This window comes from Roseateles microcysteis (assembly GCF_036880965.1).
Classification (GTDB): domain Bacteria; phylum Pseudomonadota; class Gammaproteobacteria; order Burkholderiales; family Burkholderiaceae_C; genus JAUASW01.
Genome location: NZ_JBAJMV010000002.1, coordinates 762362 through 780759, shown reverse-complemented (window position 1 = coordinate 780759; position 18398 = coordinate 762362). Strand labels below are relative to the sequence as shown.

General features: G+C 66.2%; 15 protein-coding genes. 14 read left to right on the top strand and 1 reads right to left on the bottom strand.

Going from position 1 to position 18398, the window contains the following annotated elements; genetic code table 11:
* The first annotated feature begins 1 nt into the window (after position 1).
* The 12 genes from V3596_RS08485 to V3596_RS08430 all read left to right on the top strand — a co-directional run bounded on the left by V3596_RS08485 (position 2) and on the right by V3596_RS08430 (position 12148).
* Positions 2 to 1147: an acyl-CoA dehydrogenase family protein gene (locus tag V3596_RS08485; RefSeq protein WP_334277249.1), complete on the top strand. Its 1146-nt coding sequence runs from the start codon at positions 2 to 4 to the stop codon at positions 1145 to 1147.
* Complete coding sequence (locus tag V3596_RS08480) at positions 1144 to 2754, top strand: AMP-binding protein (RefSeq protein ID WP_334277248.1); 1611 nt, start codon at positions 1144 to 1146, stop codon at positions 2752 to 2754. Before V3596_RS08485 ends, V3596_RS08480 begins: the two co-directional genes overlap by 4 nt.
* A gap of 5 nt (positions 2755 to 2759) precedes the next feature.
* The gene (locus V3596_RS08475) at positions 2760 to 3971 is read left to right on the top strand and encodes an ABC transporter substrate-binding protein (protein WP_395386395.1); all 1212 of its coding nucleotides are present in this window, start codon (positions 2760 to 2762) and stop codon (positions 3969 to 3971) included.
* On the top strand, positions 3972 to 4895 hold the full coding sequence (locus V3596_RS08470; protein WP_334277245.1) for a branched-chain amino acid ABC transporter permease: 924 nt from the start codon (positions 3972 to 3974) through the stop codon (positions 4893 to 4895).
* Positions 4892 to 5851: a branched-chain amino acid ABC transporter permease gene (locus V3596_RS08465; protein WP_334277244.1), complete on the top strand. Its 960-nt coding sequence runs from the start codon at positions 4892 to 4894 to the stop codon at positions 5849 to 5851. Before V3596_RS08470 ends, V3596_RS08465 begins: the two co-directional genes overlap by 4 nt.
* Complete coding sequence (locus V3596_RS08460) at positions 5844 to 6593, top strand: ABC transporter ATP-binding protein (RefSeq protein WP_334277243.1); 750 nt, start codon at positions 5844 to 5846, stop codon at positions 6591 to 6593. The genes V3596_RS08465 and V3596_RS08460 overlap by 8 nt, the downstream gene beginning before the upstream one ends.
* Complete coding sequence (locus V3596_RS08455) at positions 6590 to 7300, top strand: ABC transporter ATP-binding protein (RefSeq protein ID WP_334277242.1); 711 nt, start codon at positions 6590 to 6592, stop codon at positions 7298 to 7300. The genes V3596_RS08460 and V3596_RS08455 overlap by 4 nt, the downstream gene beginning before the upstream one ends.
* A 1-nt stretch (position 7301) precedes the next feature.
* Entirely contained in the window at positions 7302 to 7736 is a 435-nt protein-coding gene (locus V3596_RS08450) for an acyl-CoA thioesterase (RefSeq protein WP_334277241.1), read from the top strand.
* Positions 7733 to 8143 carry a RidA family protein gene (locus V3596_RS08445; RefSeq protein WP_334277240.1) on the top strand — a complete coding sequence of 137 codons (411 nt, stop codon included), beginning with the start codon at positions 7733 to 7735 and terminating at the stop codon, positions 8141 to 8143. Before V3596_RS08450 ends, V3596_RS08445 begins: the two co-directional genes overlap by 4 nt.
* Positions 8144 to 8177: 34 nt before the next feature.
* Positions 8178 to 9356 (top strand): acyl-CoA dehydrogenase, encoded by a 1179-nt coding sequence (locus V3596_RS08440; RefSeq protein WP_334277239.1) that lies wholly within the window; start codon positions 8178 to 8180, stop codon positions 9354 to 9356.
* Positions 9357 to 9367: 11 nt separating this feature from the next.
* A complete protein-coding gene (locus V3596_RS08435) occupies positions 9368 to 10234 on the top strand; it encodes a Rossmann-like and DUF2520 domain-containing protein (RefSeq protein ID WP_334277238.1) in 867 nt (288 codons plus the stop codon).
* Positions 10235 to 10372: 138 nt separating this feature from the next.
* Positions 10373 to 12148: a DUF418 domain-containing protein gene (locus V3596_RS08430; protein WP_334277237.1), complete on the top strand. Its 1776-nt coding sequence runs from the start codon at positions 10373 to 10375 to the stop codon at positions 12146 to 12148.
* A 9-nt stretch (positions 12149 to 12157) separates the two neighbouring features.
* Here V3596_RS08430 and V3596_RS08425 read toward each other — a convergent pair whose 3' ends face one another.
* The gene (locus V3596_RS08425; RefSeq protein WP_334277236.1) at positions 12158 to 14563 is read right to left on the bottom strand and encodes a penicillin acylase family protein; all 2406 of its coding nucleotides are present in this window, start codon (positions 14561 to 14563) and stop codon (positions 12158 to 12160) included.
* A 70-nt stretch (positions 14564 to 14633) separates the two neighbouring features.
* On the opposite strand from V3596_RS08425, the gene V3596_RS08420 reads away from it, so the two are divergent.
* Both V3596_RS08420 and V3596_RS08415 read left to right on the top strand, forming a co-directional pair.
* A complete protein-coding gene (locus V3596_RS08420) occupies positions 14634 to 15326 on the top strand; it encodes a DUF6250 domain-containing protein (protein WP_334277235.1) in 693 nt (230 codons plus the stop codon).
* Positions 15327 to 15424: 98 nt separating this feature from the next.
* Entirely contained in the window at positions 15425 to 18397 is a 2973-nt protein-coding gene (locus tag V3596_RS08415) for a two-component regulator propeller domain-containing protein (RefSeq protein WP_334277233.1), read from the top strand.
* Position 18398: the final 1 nt, after the last annotated feature.

Genomic DNA, 18398 nt, shown 5'->3' with positions numbered 1-18398 from the left:
GATGGAGCATCTCGATTGGCCTTTTTTTGAAGACAAGCACCGACGGCTCGCATCTGATCTGGATGCCTGGTGTGCCGCGCATCTGGCCCATGTAGATCACAGCGATGTTGATGTCGCCTGCAAGGGCCTGGTCAAGGCGCTGGGTGAGGCCGGTTGGCTGAAGCATGCGATTGCCGGCATGTCGCTCGGCGGCACGGCCGATGTGATCGACACCCGCGCCATCTGCCTGTTGCGTGAAACGCTGGCGCGGCACGATGGCCTGGCGGACTTCGCCTTCGCGATGCAGGGCCTGGGCTCGGGCGCCATCTCGCTCGCCGGCACGGAAGAACAGCGCCAGCGCTATCTGCCGCGCGTGGCTCGCGGTGAAGCCTTGGCAGCGTTCGCCTTGTCTGAGCCGGATGCGGGTTCCGACGTGGCCGCCATGCGCTGCGAAGCCATTGATGATGGCGACAGCTATTTGCTGAACGGCGACAAGACCTGGATTTCCAATGGTGGCATCGCCGACTTCTACGTCGTGTTCGCGCGCACCGGCGAACAGCCGGGCGCGCGCGGCATCTCGGCCTTCATCGTCGATGCCGACTCACCCGGCCTGGAGATTGCAGAGCGCATCGACGTGATGGCGCCGCATCCGCTGGCCACCCTGCATTTCCGCGGCTGCCGGGTGGCGCGGTCGCAGCGCATCGGCGCCGCCGGCGAGGGTTTCAAGATCGCGATGCGCACGCTCGATGTGTTTCGCACCTCGGTGGCTGCCGCGGCCCTGGGTTTTGGCCGCCGCGCGCTGCAGGAAGGGCTGGCGCAAGCCAAGAGCCGGGCGATGTTTGGCGGCCACCTGGCTGATCTGCCGCTGGCCCAGGCCAAGCTGGCCGACATGGCTTGCAAGATCGACAGCGCCGCCTTGCTGGTCTATCGCGCCGCCTGGCTGCGCGACCAGGGCAAGGCCATCACCAAGGAGGCCGCGATGGCCAAGCTGGTGGCGACCGAGAACGCCCAGCAGGTCATCGACTCGGCCCTGCAGCTGTTTGGCGGCCGGGGCGTGCGCGTCGGCGAGGTGCTGGAGTCTCTGTATCGCGAGATCCGGCCTTTGCGCATCTACGAGGGCGCCAGCGAGGTGCAGCAATTGATCATCGGGAGGGAATTGCTGAAATGACCAGCGCTCACGTCGATACCTTCGCTCGCGACCATCTGCCCCCGGCCGAGCAATGGCCGGAGCTGATCTTCGACCTGCCGGAGCTGCAGTTCTCTGCACAGCTCAATTGCGCCACCGAGCTGCTGGATCGCTGGGTGGAGCAAGGCCAGGGCGACCGGCCCTGCGTGCGCGGCGCCAAGCTGCAGTGGACCTACGCTCAGCTGCAGGCCGAGGCCAACCGCATTGCCCATGTGCTCGTGGACGAGATGGGCGTGGTTCCTGGCAATCGCGTGCTGCTGCGCGGCAGCAATACGCCGCAGATGGCGGCTTGCTGGTTCGCGGTGATCAAGGCGGGTGCGATTGCCGTGGCGACAATGCCGCTCTTGCGTGCCAAGGAACTCGGCCAGGTCATCAGCAAGGCCGAGGTCAGCCATGCGCTGTGCGATGCGAATCTGGCCGAGGAAATGCAGCTGGCGCAGGCGCAATGTGCTGGCCTGAAGCAGATGCTGTTTTTCCGCAGCGAGGCGGCCGATGGGCTGGAAGCCAGGGCCGCAGCCAAGCCTGTGCAGTTCACCAACGTGAATACCGCGTCGGACGATGTGGCGCTGATCGCCTTCACCTCGGGCACGACCGGAGCACCAAAGGGCACCATGCACTTCCATCGCGACGTGATGGCCATCTGCCGTTGCTGGCCGGTGCATTGCCTGAAGCCGGTGGCAGAGGACATCTTCATCGGCAGCCCGCCGCTGGCCTTCACCTTTGGCCTGGGCGGCCTGCTCTTGTTTCCGATGAGCGTGGGCGCATCGACCGTGCTGCTCGAGAAAGCTTCGCCGGATGCCCTGCTCGCCGCGATTGCCCAGTACAAGGCGACGGTTTGCTTCACCGCCCCTACGTCCTATCGCGCGATGGCGCCGCAGCTTGGCAAAGCCGATCTGACAAGCCTGCGCAAGTGCGTCAGTGCCGGAGAGGCCCTGCCCGCCGCCACGCGCAAGCTGTGGAAGGACGCGACGGGCATCGAGCTGATCGACGGCATCGGTGCCACCGAGCTCCTGCACATCTTCATCTCGCACGACGAGGCCGGCGCCCGGCACGGCGCCACGGGCAAGCCGGTGCCCGGCTACCGGGCCTGCGTGCTGGATGAAGAGGGCCAGGTCTTGCCTGCCGGCCAGGTCGGGCGGCTCGCGGTCAAGGGCCCGACCGGTTGCCGCTACCTGGCGGACGAGCGGCAGCGCGGCTATGTGCTGAACGGCTGGAACCTGACCGGCGACGCCTATCTGCAAGACGAAGACGGCTATTTCGTCTATCAGGCCCGCACCGACGACATGATCATCTCGGGCGGCTACAACATCGCCGGCCCCGAGGTGGAGAGCGCACTGCTCGCCCATCCGACGGTGGCTGAATGCGGCGTCGTCGGGGTACCTGACGAAGAGCGCGGCCAGATCGTCAAGGCCTTTGTCGTGCTGCGCGAAGGCTTTGTCGGCGATGCCGAACTGGTCAAGACCTTGCAGGATTTCGTCAAGGCGAGCATCGCGCCGTACAAATACCCCCGTGCGCTAGAGTTCCGCGCGACCCTGCCGCGTACTGAAACCGGCAAACTGCAGCGTTTCCGACTCAAGCAATCCAGCTGATCGACATGGAGAGGACCACGATGAAGAACAAGGCGATGAATGCGACCCTGCTCGGCGCTGCGCTGGCGCTGCTGGCTGCGGGCCCGGCCCTGGCGGCTGACAAAGTCAAGGTCGGTCTCCTGACCACGCTCTCGGGCGCGGGCGCCGGCCTCGGCGTGGACATCCGCGACGGCTTCCTGCTGGGCGTCAAGCACAGCGGCGGCAAACTCGGCGGTGTGCCCATCGAGCTGGTGACTGCCGACGATCAGCAGAACCCCGAGGTTGCCAAGCAGACCGCCGAGCGCCTGCTCAAGCGCGACAAGGTCGACCTGATGACCGGCATCGTGTTCTCCAACGTGATGCTGGCCGTGGGCCCCTCGGTGTTCGATGCCAAGGTGCCCTATGTGTCGGCCAATGCCGGCCCCTCGCAATACGCGGGCGAGCAGTGCAATCCGTATTTCTTCAACGTGGCCTGGCAGAACGACAACCTGCATGAGGCCGTGGGCAAGACGATGCTGGAGAAGGGCTACAAGAAGGTGGTGGTGCTGGCGCCCAACTACCCGGCAGGCAAGGACGCGATCACCGGCTTCAAGCGCTTCTACAAGGGCCCGGGCGCTGTAGTTGCCGACGAGATCTATACCAAGCTCGGCCAATTGGACTATGCGGCCGAGCTGGCGCAAGCCCGCGCCGCCAAGCCTGACGCGATGTACATCTTCCTGCCCGGCGGCATGGGCAGCGCCTTCATCAAGCAGTTCGTCGGCGCCGGCCTCTCCAAGGACATCACCCTGTTCGGCCCCGGCTTCTCGGCCGATGAAGACGTGATCCGCGCTGTCGGCGAACCGATGCTGGGCATGTTCAACAGCTCGCACTGGGCCCACGACATGGAGAACGCAGCCAACAAGAAGTTCGTCGCGGACTTCCAGGCCGAGTACGGCCGCATGCCTTCGCTCTATGCCAGCCAGGGCTATGACGCGGCCCGCCTGATGGACGGCGCGGTGAAGGACGTGAAGGGCAAGGTCGAGGACCGGCCCGCGCTTCTGAAAGCCCTGAAGGCTGCGCACTTCGCCTCGGTGCGGGGCGACTTCCGATTCAACAACAACCAGTACCCGATCCAGGACTATTACCTGCGCGTGATCACCAAGACCAATGCCGGCAAGGTGACGAACCGTACGCTCTACAAGATCTTCTCGCAGCACGCAGATGCATATGCCTCGAGCTGCAAGATGAAGGCGCTTTGATTGGACTGGATCCTCGTCACCGAGCAGTTGCTCAACGGCCTGCAGTTCGGGCTGATGCTGTTCCTGCTGGCGGCCGGCCTGACGCTGGTCTTTGGCATCATGGACATGATCAACCTGGCGCACGGCTCGCTCTACATGGTCGGCGCCTACCTGGCGGCGGCCGTGGTGGGCGCGAGTGGCAGCTTCGTGCTGGCCGTGGTGGTTGCCATGGCCGGTACCGCATTGCTGGGCATGGCGCTGGAGTGGAGCCTTTTGCGTCGGCTCTATGAGCGGGACCATCTCTCGCAGGTGCTGGCGACCTTCGCGCTGATCCTGATCATGAACGAAGGTGTGCGCATGATCTGGGGCGAACAGCCCCTGATGCTCAACACGCCCGCGGCCTTGTCCGGCCCGGTGGAGTTGTTGCCGGGGCTGATGTATCCGAGCTACCGGCTCCTGATCATCGGTGTGGGGCTGGCTGTGGCCTTGCTGCTGTGGCTCGGTGTGACGCGCACCCGCGTGGGCATGTGGGTGAGGGCGGGTGCGTCGAACCGACCGATGGCCATGGCTTTGGGTGTGGACACGCGCAAGCTGTTCACGCTGGTGTTCGGCATTGGCGCGGCGCTCTGCGCGCTGGCCGGCTCGCTCCTGGGCCCGCTCTTGGCGGTACAGGTGGGCATGGGGGAGAGCATCCTGATCCTGGCCTTCGTGGTGATCGTGATCGGCGGCATCGGCTCGATCCGCGGGGCTCTGGTGGGCTCGCTGCTGGTGGGGCTGGTGGACACGGCCAGCCGCACGCTCTTGCCGGCCGCCTTGCGCCTGCTGGCCAGCCCCGAGGTGGCTTCCAACGTCGGCCCGGCACTGGCTTCGATCCTGATCTATGTCCTGATGGCAGGGGTCTTGTTCTGGAAGCCGCAAGGCCTCTTTCCGGCACGCAGCGGATGACAGTTCCTACCTCCTTGCATCACCGAGGCCTCGGCCCTTGGAGCTGGCTCGTGCTGGCCGCGTTTGCGGCGTTGCCGCCGGTGCTGGCCGCCTTCGGCCTCGAGTTCTACACGGTGGTGGCAACCCGCGTGCTGATCTTCGCGATCGCCGCTTCCAGCCTCAATCTGATCCTGGGCTTTGGCGGCCTGGTCAGTTTCGGCCACGCCGCCTTTGTGGGCCTGGGCGCCTACACGGTGGGCATCCTGGCCGATGCGGGTGTCAGCTCGGCTTGGGTCGCCTGGCCAGTGGCTTGCGTCGTGTCGGGCCTGGCGGCAGCGCTGATCGGCTGGGTCAGCCTGCGCACGCGCGGCGTCTACTTCATCATGATCACGCTGGCCTTTGCCCAGATGTTCTATTTCCTGATGGTGTCGCTGAAGGCCTATGGCGGTGACGACGGTTTGCCGCTGCCGCAGCGCTCGCAGATGGGCATGGGCTTGGACCTGAAAGACGACGCGCAGCTCTATTGGGTCGCCTTGGCGCTCTCTGCGCTGGTGCTGGCCGGCCTGCAGCGGCTGCTGAACAGCCCGTTCGGTTGGCTGCTGCAAGGCAGCCGCGAGAACGAGACGCGAATGAACGCACTCGGCGCGCCGGTGCGCCGCGTGCAATGGCAGGCCTTCGTCCTGGCCGGCGCGCTGGCCGGCCTGGCGGGCGCGCTGCTTGCCAACCTGAGCGGCCTGGTCACGCCGCAGATGCTGCATTGGTCGCAATCGGGCCAGTTGATGGTGATGGTCATCATCGGCGGGGCTGGCGCCTTGTGGGGCGGCGCCTTGGGTGCGGCCGTGCTCTTGCTGCTGGAAGAGCTGCTATCGACTTACACCATCCACTGGCAGATGGCGCTGGGGCTGCTGCTCCTGTTCGTCGTGCTGTTCGCGCCTCGCGGTGTGGCCGGGCTGTGGAAGAGGCGAAGCCATGACTGAGCCCTTGCTGAAGGTCGAAGGCCTGGTCAAGCGCTTCGGTGCGCTGGTGGCAACGGACTCGGCCAGCTTCGACGTGCGCGACGGCGAGGTCCATGCGCTGATCGGGCCGAATGGCGCCGGCAAGACGACCCTGATCCACCAGCTCAGCGGCGCCTTGAAGCCCGATGCCGGCTGCGTTCTGTTCGCCGGGCAAGACCTGACCCGCGCTGACATGGCAGCCCATGTGAACGCCGGTCTGGCGCGTTCGTACCAGATCACCAGCATCTTCAAGAAGCTGTCGGTGCTCGACAACCTTCGGCTCGCCTTGCAGGCGCGCCGCGCGCCGAGCTGGTTCGGCTCGGTGCAGCGCGATGCGGCCTTGCGTGACGAAGCCGAACATCTGCTGTCCCAAGTTGGCTTGATTGCGCAGGCAAGAGCCACCGCGGGTGCGCTGGCTCATGGCGAGCAGCGCCAGCTGGAACTGGCCTTGGCTCTGGCCACCAGGCCGCGTCTGTTGCTGCTCGATGAACCGATGGCCGGCATGGGCCCCGACGAAGGCCGCCAGATGGTGGAGCTGCTCCTGACGCTGAAAGGCAAGACCACGCTCCTGCTGGTCGAGCACGACATGGATGCCGTGTTCCGCCTGGCCGATCGCATCTCCACCCTGGTGGCCGGCCGCGTGATCGCGACCGGCACGCCGGACGAAATCCGCGAGCATCCCGAAGTGCGCAAGGCCTATCTGGGTGACGAGGTGAGCTCATGACGGCACTGCTGGAAGTCACCGGCCTGCAAGCGGCCTATGGCGACAGCCAGGTGCTCTTCGGCGTCGATCTGAAGGTGGAAGCCGGCCAGGTCGCCACGCTGCTGGGTCGCAACGGCATGGGCAAGAGCACGCTGCTGCGCTGCCTGGTTGGCTGGCTTGCGCCGCGCGGCGGCAGCATCCGCTTCGCGGGCCATGACATCGCTGGCTGGAGCGCCGACCGCATTGCCCGCCTGGGGCTGGCCGTGGTACCGGAAGGGCGGCAGATTTTTCCGAACCTGAGCGTGCGTGAGCAATTGCTGGCCTTTGCCGCCAACCGCTGCGAGGCCAGGGAGCCGTGGACGCTGGACCGGATCCACGCGCTGTTCCCGCGCCTGCAGGAGCGCGGCGCCAACATGGGCAACGAGCTCTCCGGCGGCGAGCAGCAGATGCTGGCCATCGCCCGCGCGCTGATGACCAACCCCAGGCTGCTGATACTCGACGAAGCCACCGAAGGCCTGGCGCCGCTGGTGCGCGAAGAGATCTGGCGCTGCCTGCATCGCTTGCGTGATACCGGCCAGACCATCCTGGTGGTCGACAAATACGTGAGGCAGCTCTGCGAGCTGGCGGACCGCCACACCATCCTCGAGCGCGGCCGGGTGGCCTGGGCGGGCGAGACCGAGGAACTGGCCGCCGATCATGGCCTCTGGCAGCGCTACCTGGGTGTATGAAATGAATGCCATCTACGAGCGACGCGAGCGGGTGCGTTTCGGCCATTGCGATCCGGCCGGCATCGTTTTCTATCCGCGCTATTTCGAGATGCTCAATGCGCTGGTCGAAGACTGGATCAGCGAGGGCCTGGGCATTTCCTACGCCGAGCTGCTGGGCCCGCGCCGCGTGGGCTTGCCTACGGCAAGTCTGAACACCGATTTCAAGCGAATCAGCCGCATGGGCGATGAGCTTGTGCAGCGAGTCGCCATTACGAGGCTTGGGCGCACCTCGCTGACGCTGCATGTCGAATTCGAAGGCAGCGACGGTCTGCGCGTCGCCTTCGACCAGGTGCTGGTTTGCACCTCGCTGCAGACGCACCGTCCCCAGGAATTTCCCGCCGACCTGCGCGCCGCGCTGACGACAGCCCAAGAGGCGCAAGGAGTGAACCCATCATGAGCACCATCAGCAAACAGATTCTTCAACCCGCCGATTGGGCCGAGCCGCGTGGCTATGCCAACGGCGTGGCGGCCACCGGGCGCCAGATCTTCGTGGCCGGCCAGATCGGCTGGAACAGCCAATGCCAGTTCGAGAGCGACGATTTCGTGGCGCAAGTTCGCCAAGCCTTGTGGAACATCAAGGCGCTGCTGGCCGAGGCCGGCGCCAATCCGGAACACATCGTGCGCATGACCTGGTACCTGCTCGACAAGCGCGAGTACCTGGCGCGTGGCCGCGAGATCGGCACCGTGTACCGCGAGGTGCTGGGCCGCGAATACGGCATTGCGATGACGGCTGTGCAGGTGGCGGGCCTGATCGAAGACCGGGCCAAGGTCGAGATCGAGGTCACCGCTGTCTTGCCGCAATAATCAAGCCGATACACCCTATCCACTCGAGACCGACATGGCCAACAAAGCATCCTTTCACTGGGACGACCCGCTGCTCCTGAATGAGCAACTGAGCGACGACGAGCGCATGGTGCGCGACGCCGCTGCCGCCTATTGCCAGGAACGCCTGGCGCCGCGCGTGCTGGAGGCCTTCCGCCATGAGCGCACCGACCTGGAAATCTTCCGCGAGATGGGCGCGCTGGGCCTGCTCGGCCCCACCATCCCGGCCGAGTACGGCGGCCCCGGTCTCAACTATGTGAGCTATGGCCTGGTGGCCCGCGAAGTCGAGCGCGTGGATTCGGGCTACCGCTCGATGATGAGTGTGCAGAGCTCGCTGGTCATGGTGCCGATCTTCGAGTTCGGCAACGAGGCCACCAGGCAGAAATACCTGCCCAAGCTGGCCACCGGCGAATGGATCGGCTGCTTCGGTCTGACCGAACCCAACCATGGTTCCGACCCCGGCTCCATGGTCACGCGCGCCAGGAAGGTGACGGGCGGCTACAGCCTCTCCGGCGCCAAGATGTGGATCACCAACAGCCCGGTGGCCGATGTGTTCGTGGTCTGGGCCAAGGACGACGAAGGCGCCATCCGCGGCTTCGTGCTGGAGAAGGGCTGGAAGGGCCTGACCGCGCCGGCCATTCACGGCAAGGTCGGCCTGCGCGCCTCGATCACGGGCGAGATCGTCATGGACGAGGTCTTTTGCCCGGAAGAGAACGCCTTCCCGGAGGTGCGCGGGCTGAAGGGCCCGTTCACCTGCCTGAACAGCGCGCGCTATGGCATCGCCTGGGGTGCGCTCGGGGCGGCGGAAGACTGCTGGCACACCGCTCGCCAGTACGTGCTGGATCGCAAGCAGTTCGGCAAGCCCCTGGCTGCCAACCAGCTGGTGCAGAAGAAGTTGGCCGACATGCAGACCGAGATCACACTGGGCCTGCAGGGCTGCCTGCGCCTCGGGCGCATGAAGGACGAGGGCACGGCTGCGGTCGAGATCACCTCCATCATGAAGCGCAACAGCTGCGGCAAGAGCCTGGAGATTGCCCGCACCGCGCGCGACATGCTGGGCGGCAACGGCATCTCCGATGAATTCGGCATTGCCCGCCACCTGGTGAACCTGGAAGTGGTCAATACCTACGAGGGCACGCATGACATCCATGCGCTGATCCTCGGCCGCGCACAGACCGGCATCGCGGCCTTCTGAGCTTCGCGCTGATGGACACCGGCCGCATCGCCATCATCGGCTGCGGTCGCCTGGGCTCAACGCTGGCGCGGGCCTTCGATGCATCCGGGCTTGCCGTTGCGGCGGTGGCCAATCGCCGGGCCGAGGTCGCGCAAGCCCTGGCTGCGCGCTTGAAGGCTTGCGAGGCCTTGGGTGCAGAGCAGGCCGTGCGAGCAGCCGACCTGGTTTTTCTCTGCGTGCCCGACGACGCGATTGCGCCGCAATGCGCGGCCTTGCCCTGGCGCCAAGGCCAGTCCGTGGTTCATTGCAGCGGCGCGACGGAATTGACTGCGCTGGCTTCAGCCCGCGCCGCCGGCGCCGCTGTCGGTGGCTTCCACCCCTTGCAGATCTTCTCCGACCCCGAGCTGGCCTTGCAGCGCCTGGCCGGTTGCAGTGTCGGCATCGAGGCCGAGGCTCCAGCCTTGCTGGCCCGGCTTCAAGAATTTGCGCGACGCCTGGGCCTCAAGCCGCTCGAACTCAAGGCCGGCCAGCGTGCCGCCTACCACGGCGCTGCCAGCTACTCGGCCAGCTTTCTCCTGTCGATGCTGGACGAGGCGCGCCAGATCTGGGGCGAGGCCCTGGGCTTCACGCCTGAACAGACGCTGCAGGCGCTCCTGCCTCTGGCTCGCGCGACGCTGGAGGCCGCCGAGCGCCGTGGCCTGGCTGGCGCCCAGGCCGGCCCGATCTCGCGCGGTGATGTGGGCGTGGTCGCCGCCCACTTGGAGGCGCTGGACGCGCTGGGCGGCGCCCATGGCCAGATGTATCGTGAGTTTTCGCTGCGCCAATTGGCGCTGGCACGCGAGGCTGGTCGCTTGGGCGAGGCCGCCTTGCAGCAGATGGATCAGCTGCTGCGCAGCTGATCCGCTGGTTTTGTCGCTTTATCGCATGAGGGATGTCGCTGGCCGCCCCAGCCTGCGAGGATGCGCCTTTCGCCAAAACCTGACGGTGGCCAACCCGGCCACCTGCACCGTGCAGTAGCCAACACAGGAGCTTTTGCCATGGATGATGCGCGCACAAATCAAGCGCCAGCAAGCCCCCCCAGTCCGGCGCCGTTCGCGCCGCTGGCCGAGAACCAGCGTATCGAGGCCCTGGATGTGGTCCGTGGCTTTGCGCTGATAGGCATCTTTCTGATGAATATCGAATGGTTCAACCGGCCGTTCGCAGCCTTCAATGACGGCATTCCGCGGGATGCCACCGGCCTTGACTGGCTGGCCAACTGGTTCGTCAACTACTTTGTGGCTGGCAAGTTCTGGACCATCTTCTCCCTGCTGTTCGGCATGGGCTTCGCGGTGATGCTGGTGCGCGCCGAGAAGGCCGGCCGCGAGTTCAAGAAGGTCTATCTGCGGCGCATCCTGGCGCTCGGCGTGTTCGGTGCCTTGCACTACATCTTCCTCTGGGAAGGCGACATCCTCTTCAGCTATGCCGTCGGCGCCCTGGGCCTGATGATCGTGCTCTACGGCCGTACGTGGCCCATCCTGATCGGCGCGCTGCTGGCCTGCGCACTGGGCTTTCTCGCCAACGCGATGTTCGCCGTGATGACCGGCCTGCTGCTGATCGGCCTGTTGGCGATTTATCTGCGCTCGCCCAAGAAGGTCTTCGGGATTCCGCTGTTCAGCTTCCTGCTCCTCCTGATCGGCTCACTGATTTCGATCGGCGCCGTCGTGTTCTGGTTGCTGCCCGACGGGCCGACTGAGCCCCGCCTGCCGATGTCGGTCTTTGGCCCGTTGCTGTTCTTCACGGGCTGGATGTCCTGGAAGTATTACGAGCCGGCCGAAAAGCGCAGCCTGCGCATGGCGGTGGCCATCTACGTGTTTGCCGGTCTCGCCATGACCCTGGGTCCGCTGGTCCAGCATTTCTCGCCCGACCCGACCGTGGCGCCTCCGGGCAGCGAGCTCAAGCCCGCCGTGACGGCCGCGGAACCCGCCTCGGCCGTGGCGCTGGCCACCCCGGCAGCATCGCCGGTCCAGGCCGCTGCCTCGATGGCCAAGGCTGCTTCAGCCCCTGCCAAGCCCAAGACCAAGGCGGAAAAGGCGGCCGAGGCCAAGGCCGAGAAAGAGAAACGACTGAAGGAAGGCGCCGAGAAGCGCGTCAGCGAAACCAAGCTGTTCAGCAGCGGCAGCTATGCCGACATCGTCGAGCGCCGCGCCGGCCTGTTTCCTGAGAAGGCAGCCGGTGATGCAGGCTTCGCCATCCTGCTGGTGGGCATGTTCCTGCTGGGCAGCTGGTTCGTGCGCTCCGGCGTGATGGAGAACACCGAACGCCACTTGCCGCTGTTCCGCAAGATGGCCCTGTGGGGCCTGCCCGTGGGCATCGGCCTGGGCCTGTCGACCTGTTTCATCGCGATGTCGCACACGCCGGGCAACCAGTACGACGGCTGGGGCATTGCGCATGGATTGCGCATGCTGGGCAATCTGCCTGCCTGCCTGGGCTATGTGGGCATGGTGGTGCTGATGCTGCACAGCAAGACCTTTGGCGGCACCGTGAAGTGGCTGGCTGCGCCGGGTCGCATGGCGCTGACCAACTACCTGCTCCAGTCCCTGATCTGTACCCTGTACTTCTATGGCTATGGCCTGGGGCACTGGGGCATGTCGCGCAGCGTGCAGGTGCTGTTTGTCGTGGCCGTCTATGCCGGCCAGATCGTGTTCAGCCACTGGTGGCTGAGCAAGTTCCGTTACGGCCCTATGGAATGGCTGTGGCGCGGCTTCACCTACCGCCAGGTGCCGCCGCTGCGCATCGGCAGTGGCTCGACACCGTCAGCCGCCAGCGCGGCCTGAGCGCCATCGCTACTTGAGGGGCACGAGGTCGATGCGGCGTTCGGTTGCTGCATCGACCTTTGCCTTGGTGTAAAGCAGCGGGAAGTACTCGCCCTTGAGCCACAACGGGGCCAGGTCGCGGTAGTGCGGGCTGGCCGGGTCGCCCGACTGTCCCGGCGTGTTCATCGCCCGCGAGTTGTCCCAGTCGCCCACGTCGATGACGACGCGGAACGAGGCGCCACCGATCTGACGGAAATTGGCCGGGTCATAGCTCGAGACATTGACCGTGTGGCCGCCGCCGTGCTTCGGGAAGGGGCCGACGTTCAGCCGCTGCTTGTTGGCGCCATCGGTGGCATTGGCCAGTGGATGGGCGAACAGGATCTGGTGCAACTTGTCCCAGCGCCAGCTTGCGCTGTCTGTGCCGCCCAGGCGCTGCATTTCAGCCCAGGCCGCAGCGAGGCTCTTGTCGATGATCTCGTCGCGCCGGGCCTTGCCTGTGGCACCCAAGGCCGGTTCGGGTTGCTCCATGGTTTCGAACAGCAGCTCGGCATCAGCCGTGCGCAGCAATTGAGCGGCTGAAGCGGGCAGCAGCGCGTCTTTCAGGGCTGGACCGAGGTGGCGCGTGAACCAGAGCTCATACAGCGCCGCCGCCGCAGAACTGCCGTTCTCCACCGCGTCCCAATCGAGCAGCAGGCGCGCTGCTTCCTTGGCCTGCGCGTTCTGCAGGCTGGCGTTCTTCACCACGGCCTGCAAGCGGCGGGCCGCAATGGACAAGAGATCGGTCTGCAGCCGCAGCGTCTCTTCGACGCCCATCTTGGGCTGCGACTTCAGAACCTCGGCCAGGCGTTGCGAGCGCGGCGTTGCTGCCCATTCGAAGCCGAGCTTGCGCTCCTTGTACGGGTAGCCTGCGGGCAGGTTCTGCTCATTGGCCGAAGCCAGCCAGCCGGCCTCGGGGTTGTAGCGCGAAGGCATCTCCCGGCCAGCCCAGAAACCCTTCCATTCATAGCGGCCGTCGCCAGGCACGGGCAGTAGCCCGTCCCAGTTCGGGCGGATCGGCGCCAGCCCGCCGGCCACCCAGCCGATGTTGCCGCCGGCGTCGGCATAGATCTGGTTCTCGCTCGGTGCGCCCCACTTGGCCATGGCGCGTTTGAAATCCTCGAAATTGCCGGCCTTCATGTAGTCGATGCTGCCAAAGTAGGGCGCCATGCCGGGCTCCGACCAGGCCGAGCGCAAGGCATAGGCGCGGTGCTTGGCCTTGTCTGCATAGAGCAGCGGCCCGTGGCGGGTGAACAGCAATTCGACGTTCACCGGCGCGCCACCGCGCACCTGGATCGTCTCGGTGATGCGCTTCAAGGGCTCCCAGGCGCCGCGGTAGCGGTATTCGTTCGGCTTGGCAGGGTTGGTCTCGTAGACGTAGAGGTCTTCCTGGTCGGTGCCGAAGATGGTCAGGCCAAAGGCGATGCTGCCGTTGTGGCCGATGGAGATGCCCGGCAGCGCAGGTTCGCCGCCACCGATCACGTTCAGCCCCGGCGCGTTCAGATGGACGATGTAGCGCAGCGAAGGCGCGGCATGGGCCCGGTGCGGGTCGCTGGCCAGGATCGGTCGGCCCGTGCTCGATCGGCTGGGTGCAATCGCCCAGGCATTGCTGCCTTCGGCCGGGCGGGCGCGTTCATCGCCGGCCAGCTGGGTGTCGTCCACTTCAAGCGCACTGCGCCGGTCATCGCGCCCGCTGATCAGCACGCCCTGCGTGGCGAGGTTGTAGGTGCGTATCAGCTCGACCGGCAGGCAGGGGTCGAGACCTTCGGGCAGCTTCGTTTCCCAGGGGGGCGACAAATGGGCGCGCACCGGGTCGTGCTTCAGGTCGCTGTAGCAGGCCATGGTGGCACGCGAGAACTCGGAGCTCAGGTTGCGCGTCAGGCCATGGCTACGGATGCGCACCACGTCCTCCGGCTGCCACTTCTCCGGTGCATAGCCGAAGTGGCGGAATTCGAAAGGCAGCAGTGACGGGTCCTTGCCAGCCAGCTCGATATACGCATTGATGCCGGCCGCAAAGCGCGTGGCAATGCGCTGCGCATCCGAGCCATAGCTGCGCCATTCGCGGGCCATGTCGCCGCGATAGAGGAAGAGCCTTGCGGCCCGGTCCTGCTCGATGAAGTTGGGGCCGAAGATCGACGCGAGCTTGCCCAGGCCGCGGCGCCGCCAGAGGTCGATCTGGAAAAGCCGGTCCCGTGCGGCGTTGAAGCCCTGGACGAAGAAGAGGTCGTCCGCGCTCGCCGCATACAGGTGCGGCACGCCCCAGCGGTCGATCTGGATCTGCGCCGGCGCGGCAAGACCTGGCACCTTGATGGGCTCGGCCTGCGCCAGCGACGCCAGGCTGGTGGCGAGTGAAAGGGCCAGCAGATGCTGGAGCGGACGGGGCAGGGTCGGCTGGCTCATGATTGCTCAGCATTCTGATTCAAAGCGGCCCTGGCGCTCGTGTAGGCTGGGTCGAATCTGGATGCTGTCGATGAAACGCCTCATTTCCCTTGCCTTGTTGCTGCTGCTTGCTGCTGCCGCCGGTGCTGCCGATACCGCAGCACTTTCCCGTGGCCGTCTGATCTTTGCGGACGATTTCAACGCCCCACTCGACCCGGCGGTCTGGGTCACCGAGATCGCGCCCGGGCCCAATTCCAGTGTGACTGTGAAGGATGGCCGCCTGATGCTCGATACCCGCGGCGGCGTGACGGTCTGGCTCAACCGGCGGCTGCAAGGCAATCTGCTGATCGAGTTCCGGCGCGAGGTGCTGGTGGCGGGCGGCGTCAACGACCGGCTCAGCGATCTGAATCTGTTCTGGATGGCCAGCGACCCGCACAGGCCGCACCTCTTTACCCGCAACGGCGTTTTCGAGGCCTATGACGACCTGAGCCTCTACTACGTGGGCATGGGCGGCAACCACAACACCAGCACGCGCTTTCGCAGATACGGCGGCGGCGAGCGCAAGCTGCTGCAGGAGTACAGCGATGCGCCGCAACTGCTGCAGCCCAATCGCGAATACCTGCTCCAGGTGCTGGTGAAGGACGGCCGCACGACATTCAGCGTCGATGGTGTCGAGTTCTTTGCGTTTGACGATCCCGCGCCTTTGCGCTCAGGCTATTTCGGCCTGCGCAGCACCTGGTCGCGCCAGTCGGTGAGGGCCCTGCGGATCTGGCAGCTCGACTGAAGGGGGCGTGATCCAGTCCACGTCTGGCTGAGTCGGCCTGCCCACCTCGGGTACCGGCCTCGTGTACCCTTGCAGCGATTCAACTGTCGAGGCAACTCTTGTTTTCATTCGCAGCGAAGCAGATTCGCGCGCTCCTGGCTGGCCTGCTCAGCCTGTTCTCCCTGGGATTCGCGCTGGCCGCCCCGGCTGAGCCTGCGCCTGCCACGAGCCTGGCCCGGCGCCTGGCCGACCCCACGCAATCGCTGACCCAGTACAAGCTGGACCTCTGGCAGACCGAGCAGGGCCTGCCCTTGAACACGGTGCAGGCGCTCCTGCAGACCCGGGATGGCTATCTTTGGGTCGGCACGGCCGGTGGCCTGGCGCGCTTTGACGGCGCGCGCTTCACCGGATTCACGAGCGAGCAGGCACCGCATCTGGCCTCGGAGCCGGTGTTTGGCCTGCTGGAAGACAGCCACCAGCAGCTCTGGATCGGCCACAGCCAGGGCGTTTCCCTCTATCGCAGCGGCAAGTTCGAAAGCGCGGTGCCAGCCGCGCTGACGGAGGGGCGACGGGTCTGGGGCTTTGCCGAGGGCCGGGACGGTGCCATCTGGATGGCAAGCGAGAACGGCCTCCTGCGTTGGCATGAAGGTCAGTCCAAGCGCTATCAACAGGCGGACGGCCTGCCCACCAACAAGCTGCGGGCGCTGGCCTTCGACCAGGCAGGCGTGCTGTGGATCGCCACCAGCGGCGGCGGCCTGGTTTCGTTCGCCGCGGGCAAGTTCCAGGTGATGACGCCGGAGAACGGCCTGTTCCCGCACCTGCAGGTGCGCGCGGTGGTCCCCGACCCGCAAGGCGGCGTCTGGGTCGCCACGGCGGGGGCAGGTCTTGTCCACCTGAAGCACGGCAAGGTCAGCCGGACCTACACCATGGCCGATGGCCTGCCCACGGACCATCTCACGGCGCTGGCCCGAGACGCCCAGGGCTCGCTCTGGATCGGCACCTGGGGTGCCGGCATCACGCGCATGAGTGCCGATGGCCGTTTCAGCTCGGTGGGTGCTGCCGAGGGCCTGGCGGGCAGTCAGGTCTGGTCGTTGGCGCTGGACCGCGAAGGCAGCGTCTGGGTGGGCACCTGGGTGGGCGGCCTGAACCGCTTGCGCAACCGGGCTTTCGTCGTGTTCGGCGCCTCCGAAGGCTTGTCACACGACAACGTCCGCGCGGTGCTGCACGGTCGCGATGGCGTCAGCTGGGTCTCGACCGCGGGCGGCGGGCTCAATCGCATAGAAGGCGATCAGATCACCGCGCTTGCCAAGAAGGACGGCCTGCCCACCGACGAGATTTCTGCCCTGGCCGAGGACAAGGACGGGTCGCTGTGGATTGGCACCTACACCGCCGGCGTCGTTCGTCTCAAGGACGGTCGCTTCGAGAATTTCGGCCTCGGGCAGGGCCTGCCCAATGCCGAGATCCGCTCGCTCCTGCAGGACCGTCAGGGCCGGCTGTGGGTGGGCACGCGCGCCGGCATGGCGCGCTTCAACGGCGAGCGCTTCGAGCCCGTCACAGACAAGGGCGTGCCGCAAGAAGGCGTGCTGACGATGCTGGAGGACCGCAGCGGCACGCTGTGGTTCGGCACATCAGGCCAGGGCTTGCTGCGCCTGCGCGACGGCCGGTTCACCCTGCTGACGAAGGCCGACGGCCTGTTGTCGAACTGGATCATGGCCCTGCATGAAGACGCCTCGGGCAGCCTCTGGATAGCCACCAACGGCGAAGGCATGAACCGGCTGCGCGAGGGCAGGCTGGCCAGCATCCGCACCAGCGATGGCTTGTGGGATGGGTTGGCGCAGACAATTCTGGAAGATCGACAGGGCAATCTGTGGATGAGCTGCAACCGCGGCTTCTACCGCGTCGCCCGGGCCGAAATGGATGCGGTGGCCGACGGCTTGCAATCCAAGGTGGTGTCGGTGGGTTATGGCCCGGGCGACGCACTGCGCGGCACCACCTTTGCTGGTGGTCTGCAGGGAGCAGGCGCGGTTTCTGCCGATGGGCGTCTCTGGTTGCCTTCAGCGAACGGTCTGGTCATTGTCGACCCGCAGCGCCTGCCCGGGGCTGGCAAGCCACCGGGCGTGCGCGTGGAGAGTGTGCTGGTGAACGGCGCCAAGCAGGCCACGGATGCCGAGGTGCTGGTACCGCCGGGCGCGGTGCCGCTGGCGATACGCTTCACGGCCACGACCTTGCTCTACGCCGACCGGGCGCGCTTTCGCTACCTGATGGAAGGCCTCAGCCAGAACTGGGTGGAGGTAGGCAGCCTGCGCGAAGCGGCCTTTCCGGCACTGCCTCATGGCGACTACCGGTTCCGTGTGGCCGCGACGATCGATGGCGTTCACTGGAGCGAGGCCGAGCCGCCGCTGGATGTCAGGGTGCAGCCCCGCATGCACCAGACGCTGTGGTTCATCGTCGCTGTGCTGCTGGCTTGTGGCATGAGCATCTGGGCCTTGTTCCGCTTGCGTACTCGCAGCCTGCGGGCACGTCAGGAAGCGATGGAGCAGCTCGTGGCATTGCGCACCGAAGAATTGCGCCAGGCCAATGAGCATCTCTCGCGACTGTCCTATGTCGACGCCTTGACCGGCCTGGCCAACCGCCGCCGTTTCGACGAAGCGCTGCATGAGGAATGGCGCCGCAGCCGCCGCACGCATGCGCCGCTGGCACTGCTGATCGCCGACATCGACAGCTTCAAGGCCTACAACGATGTGCTGGGTCATCCGGAGGGCGACCGTTGCCTGAAGGCGGTGGCCGGTGTGTTTGCGGATGCCCTGGGCCGAGCCGGCGACCTGGCCGCGCGCTATGGTGGCGAGGAATTCGTCATCCTGATTCCGGGCGCCGACCATGCGGCGGCTGCGGCCGTGGCCGAGTCCATGCGCGCTGCCTGCGAGGCGCTGGCCATCCCGCATCCGGCCTCGCCGGTCGGTCCGGTGGTGACCCTGAGCCTGGGCGTGGCCAGTTGCCTGCCCTCGGACGGAGTGACCGTCGAGTCGCTGCTGGCGGCTGCCGATGCGGCGCTCTACCGCGCCAAGCAGGATGGCCGCAACCGCGTGCGCTGAC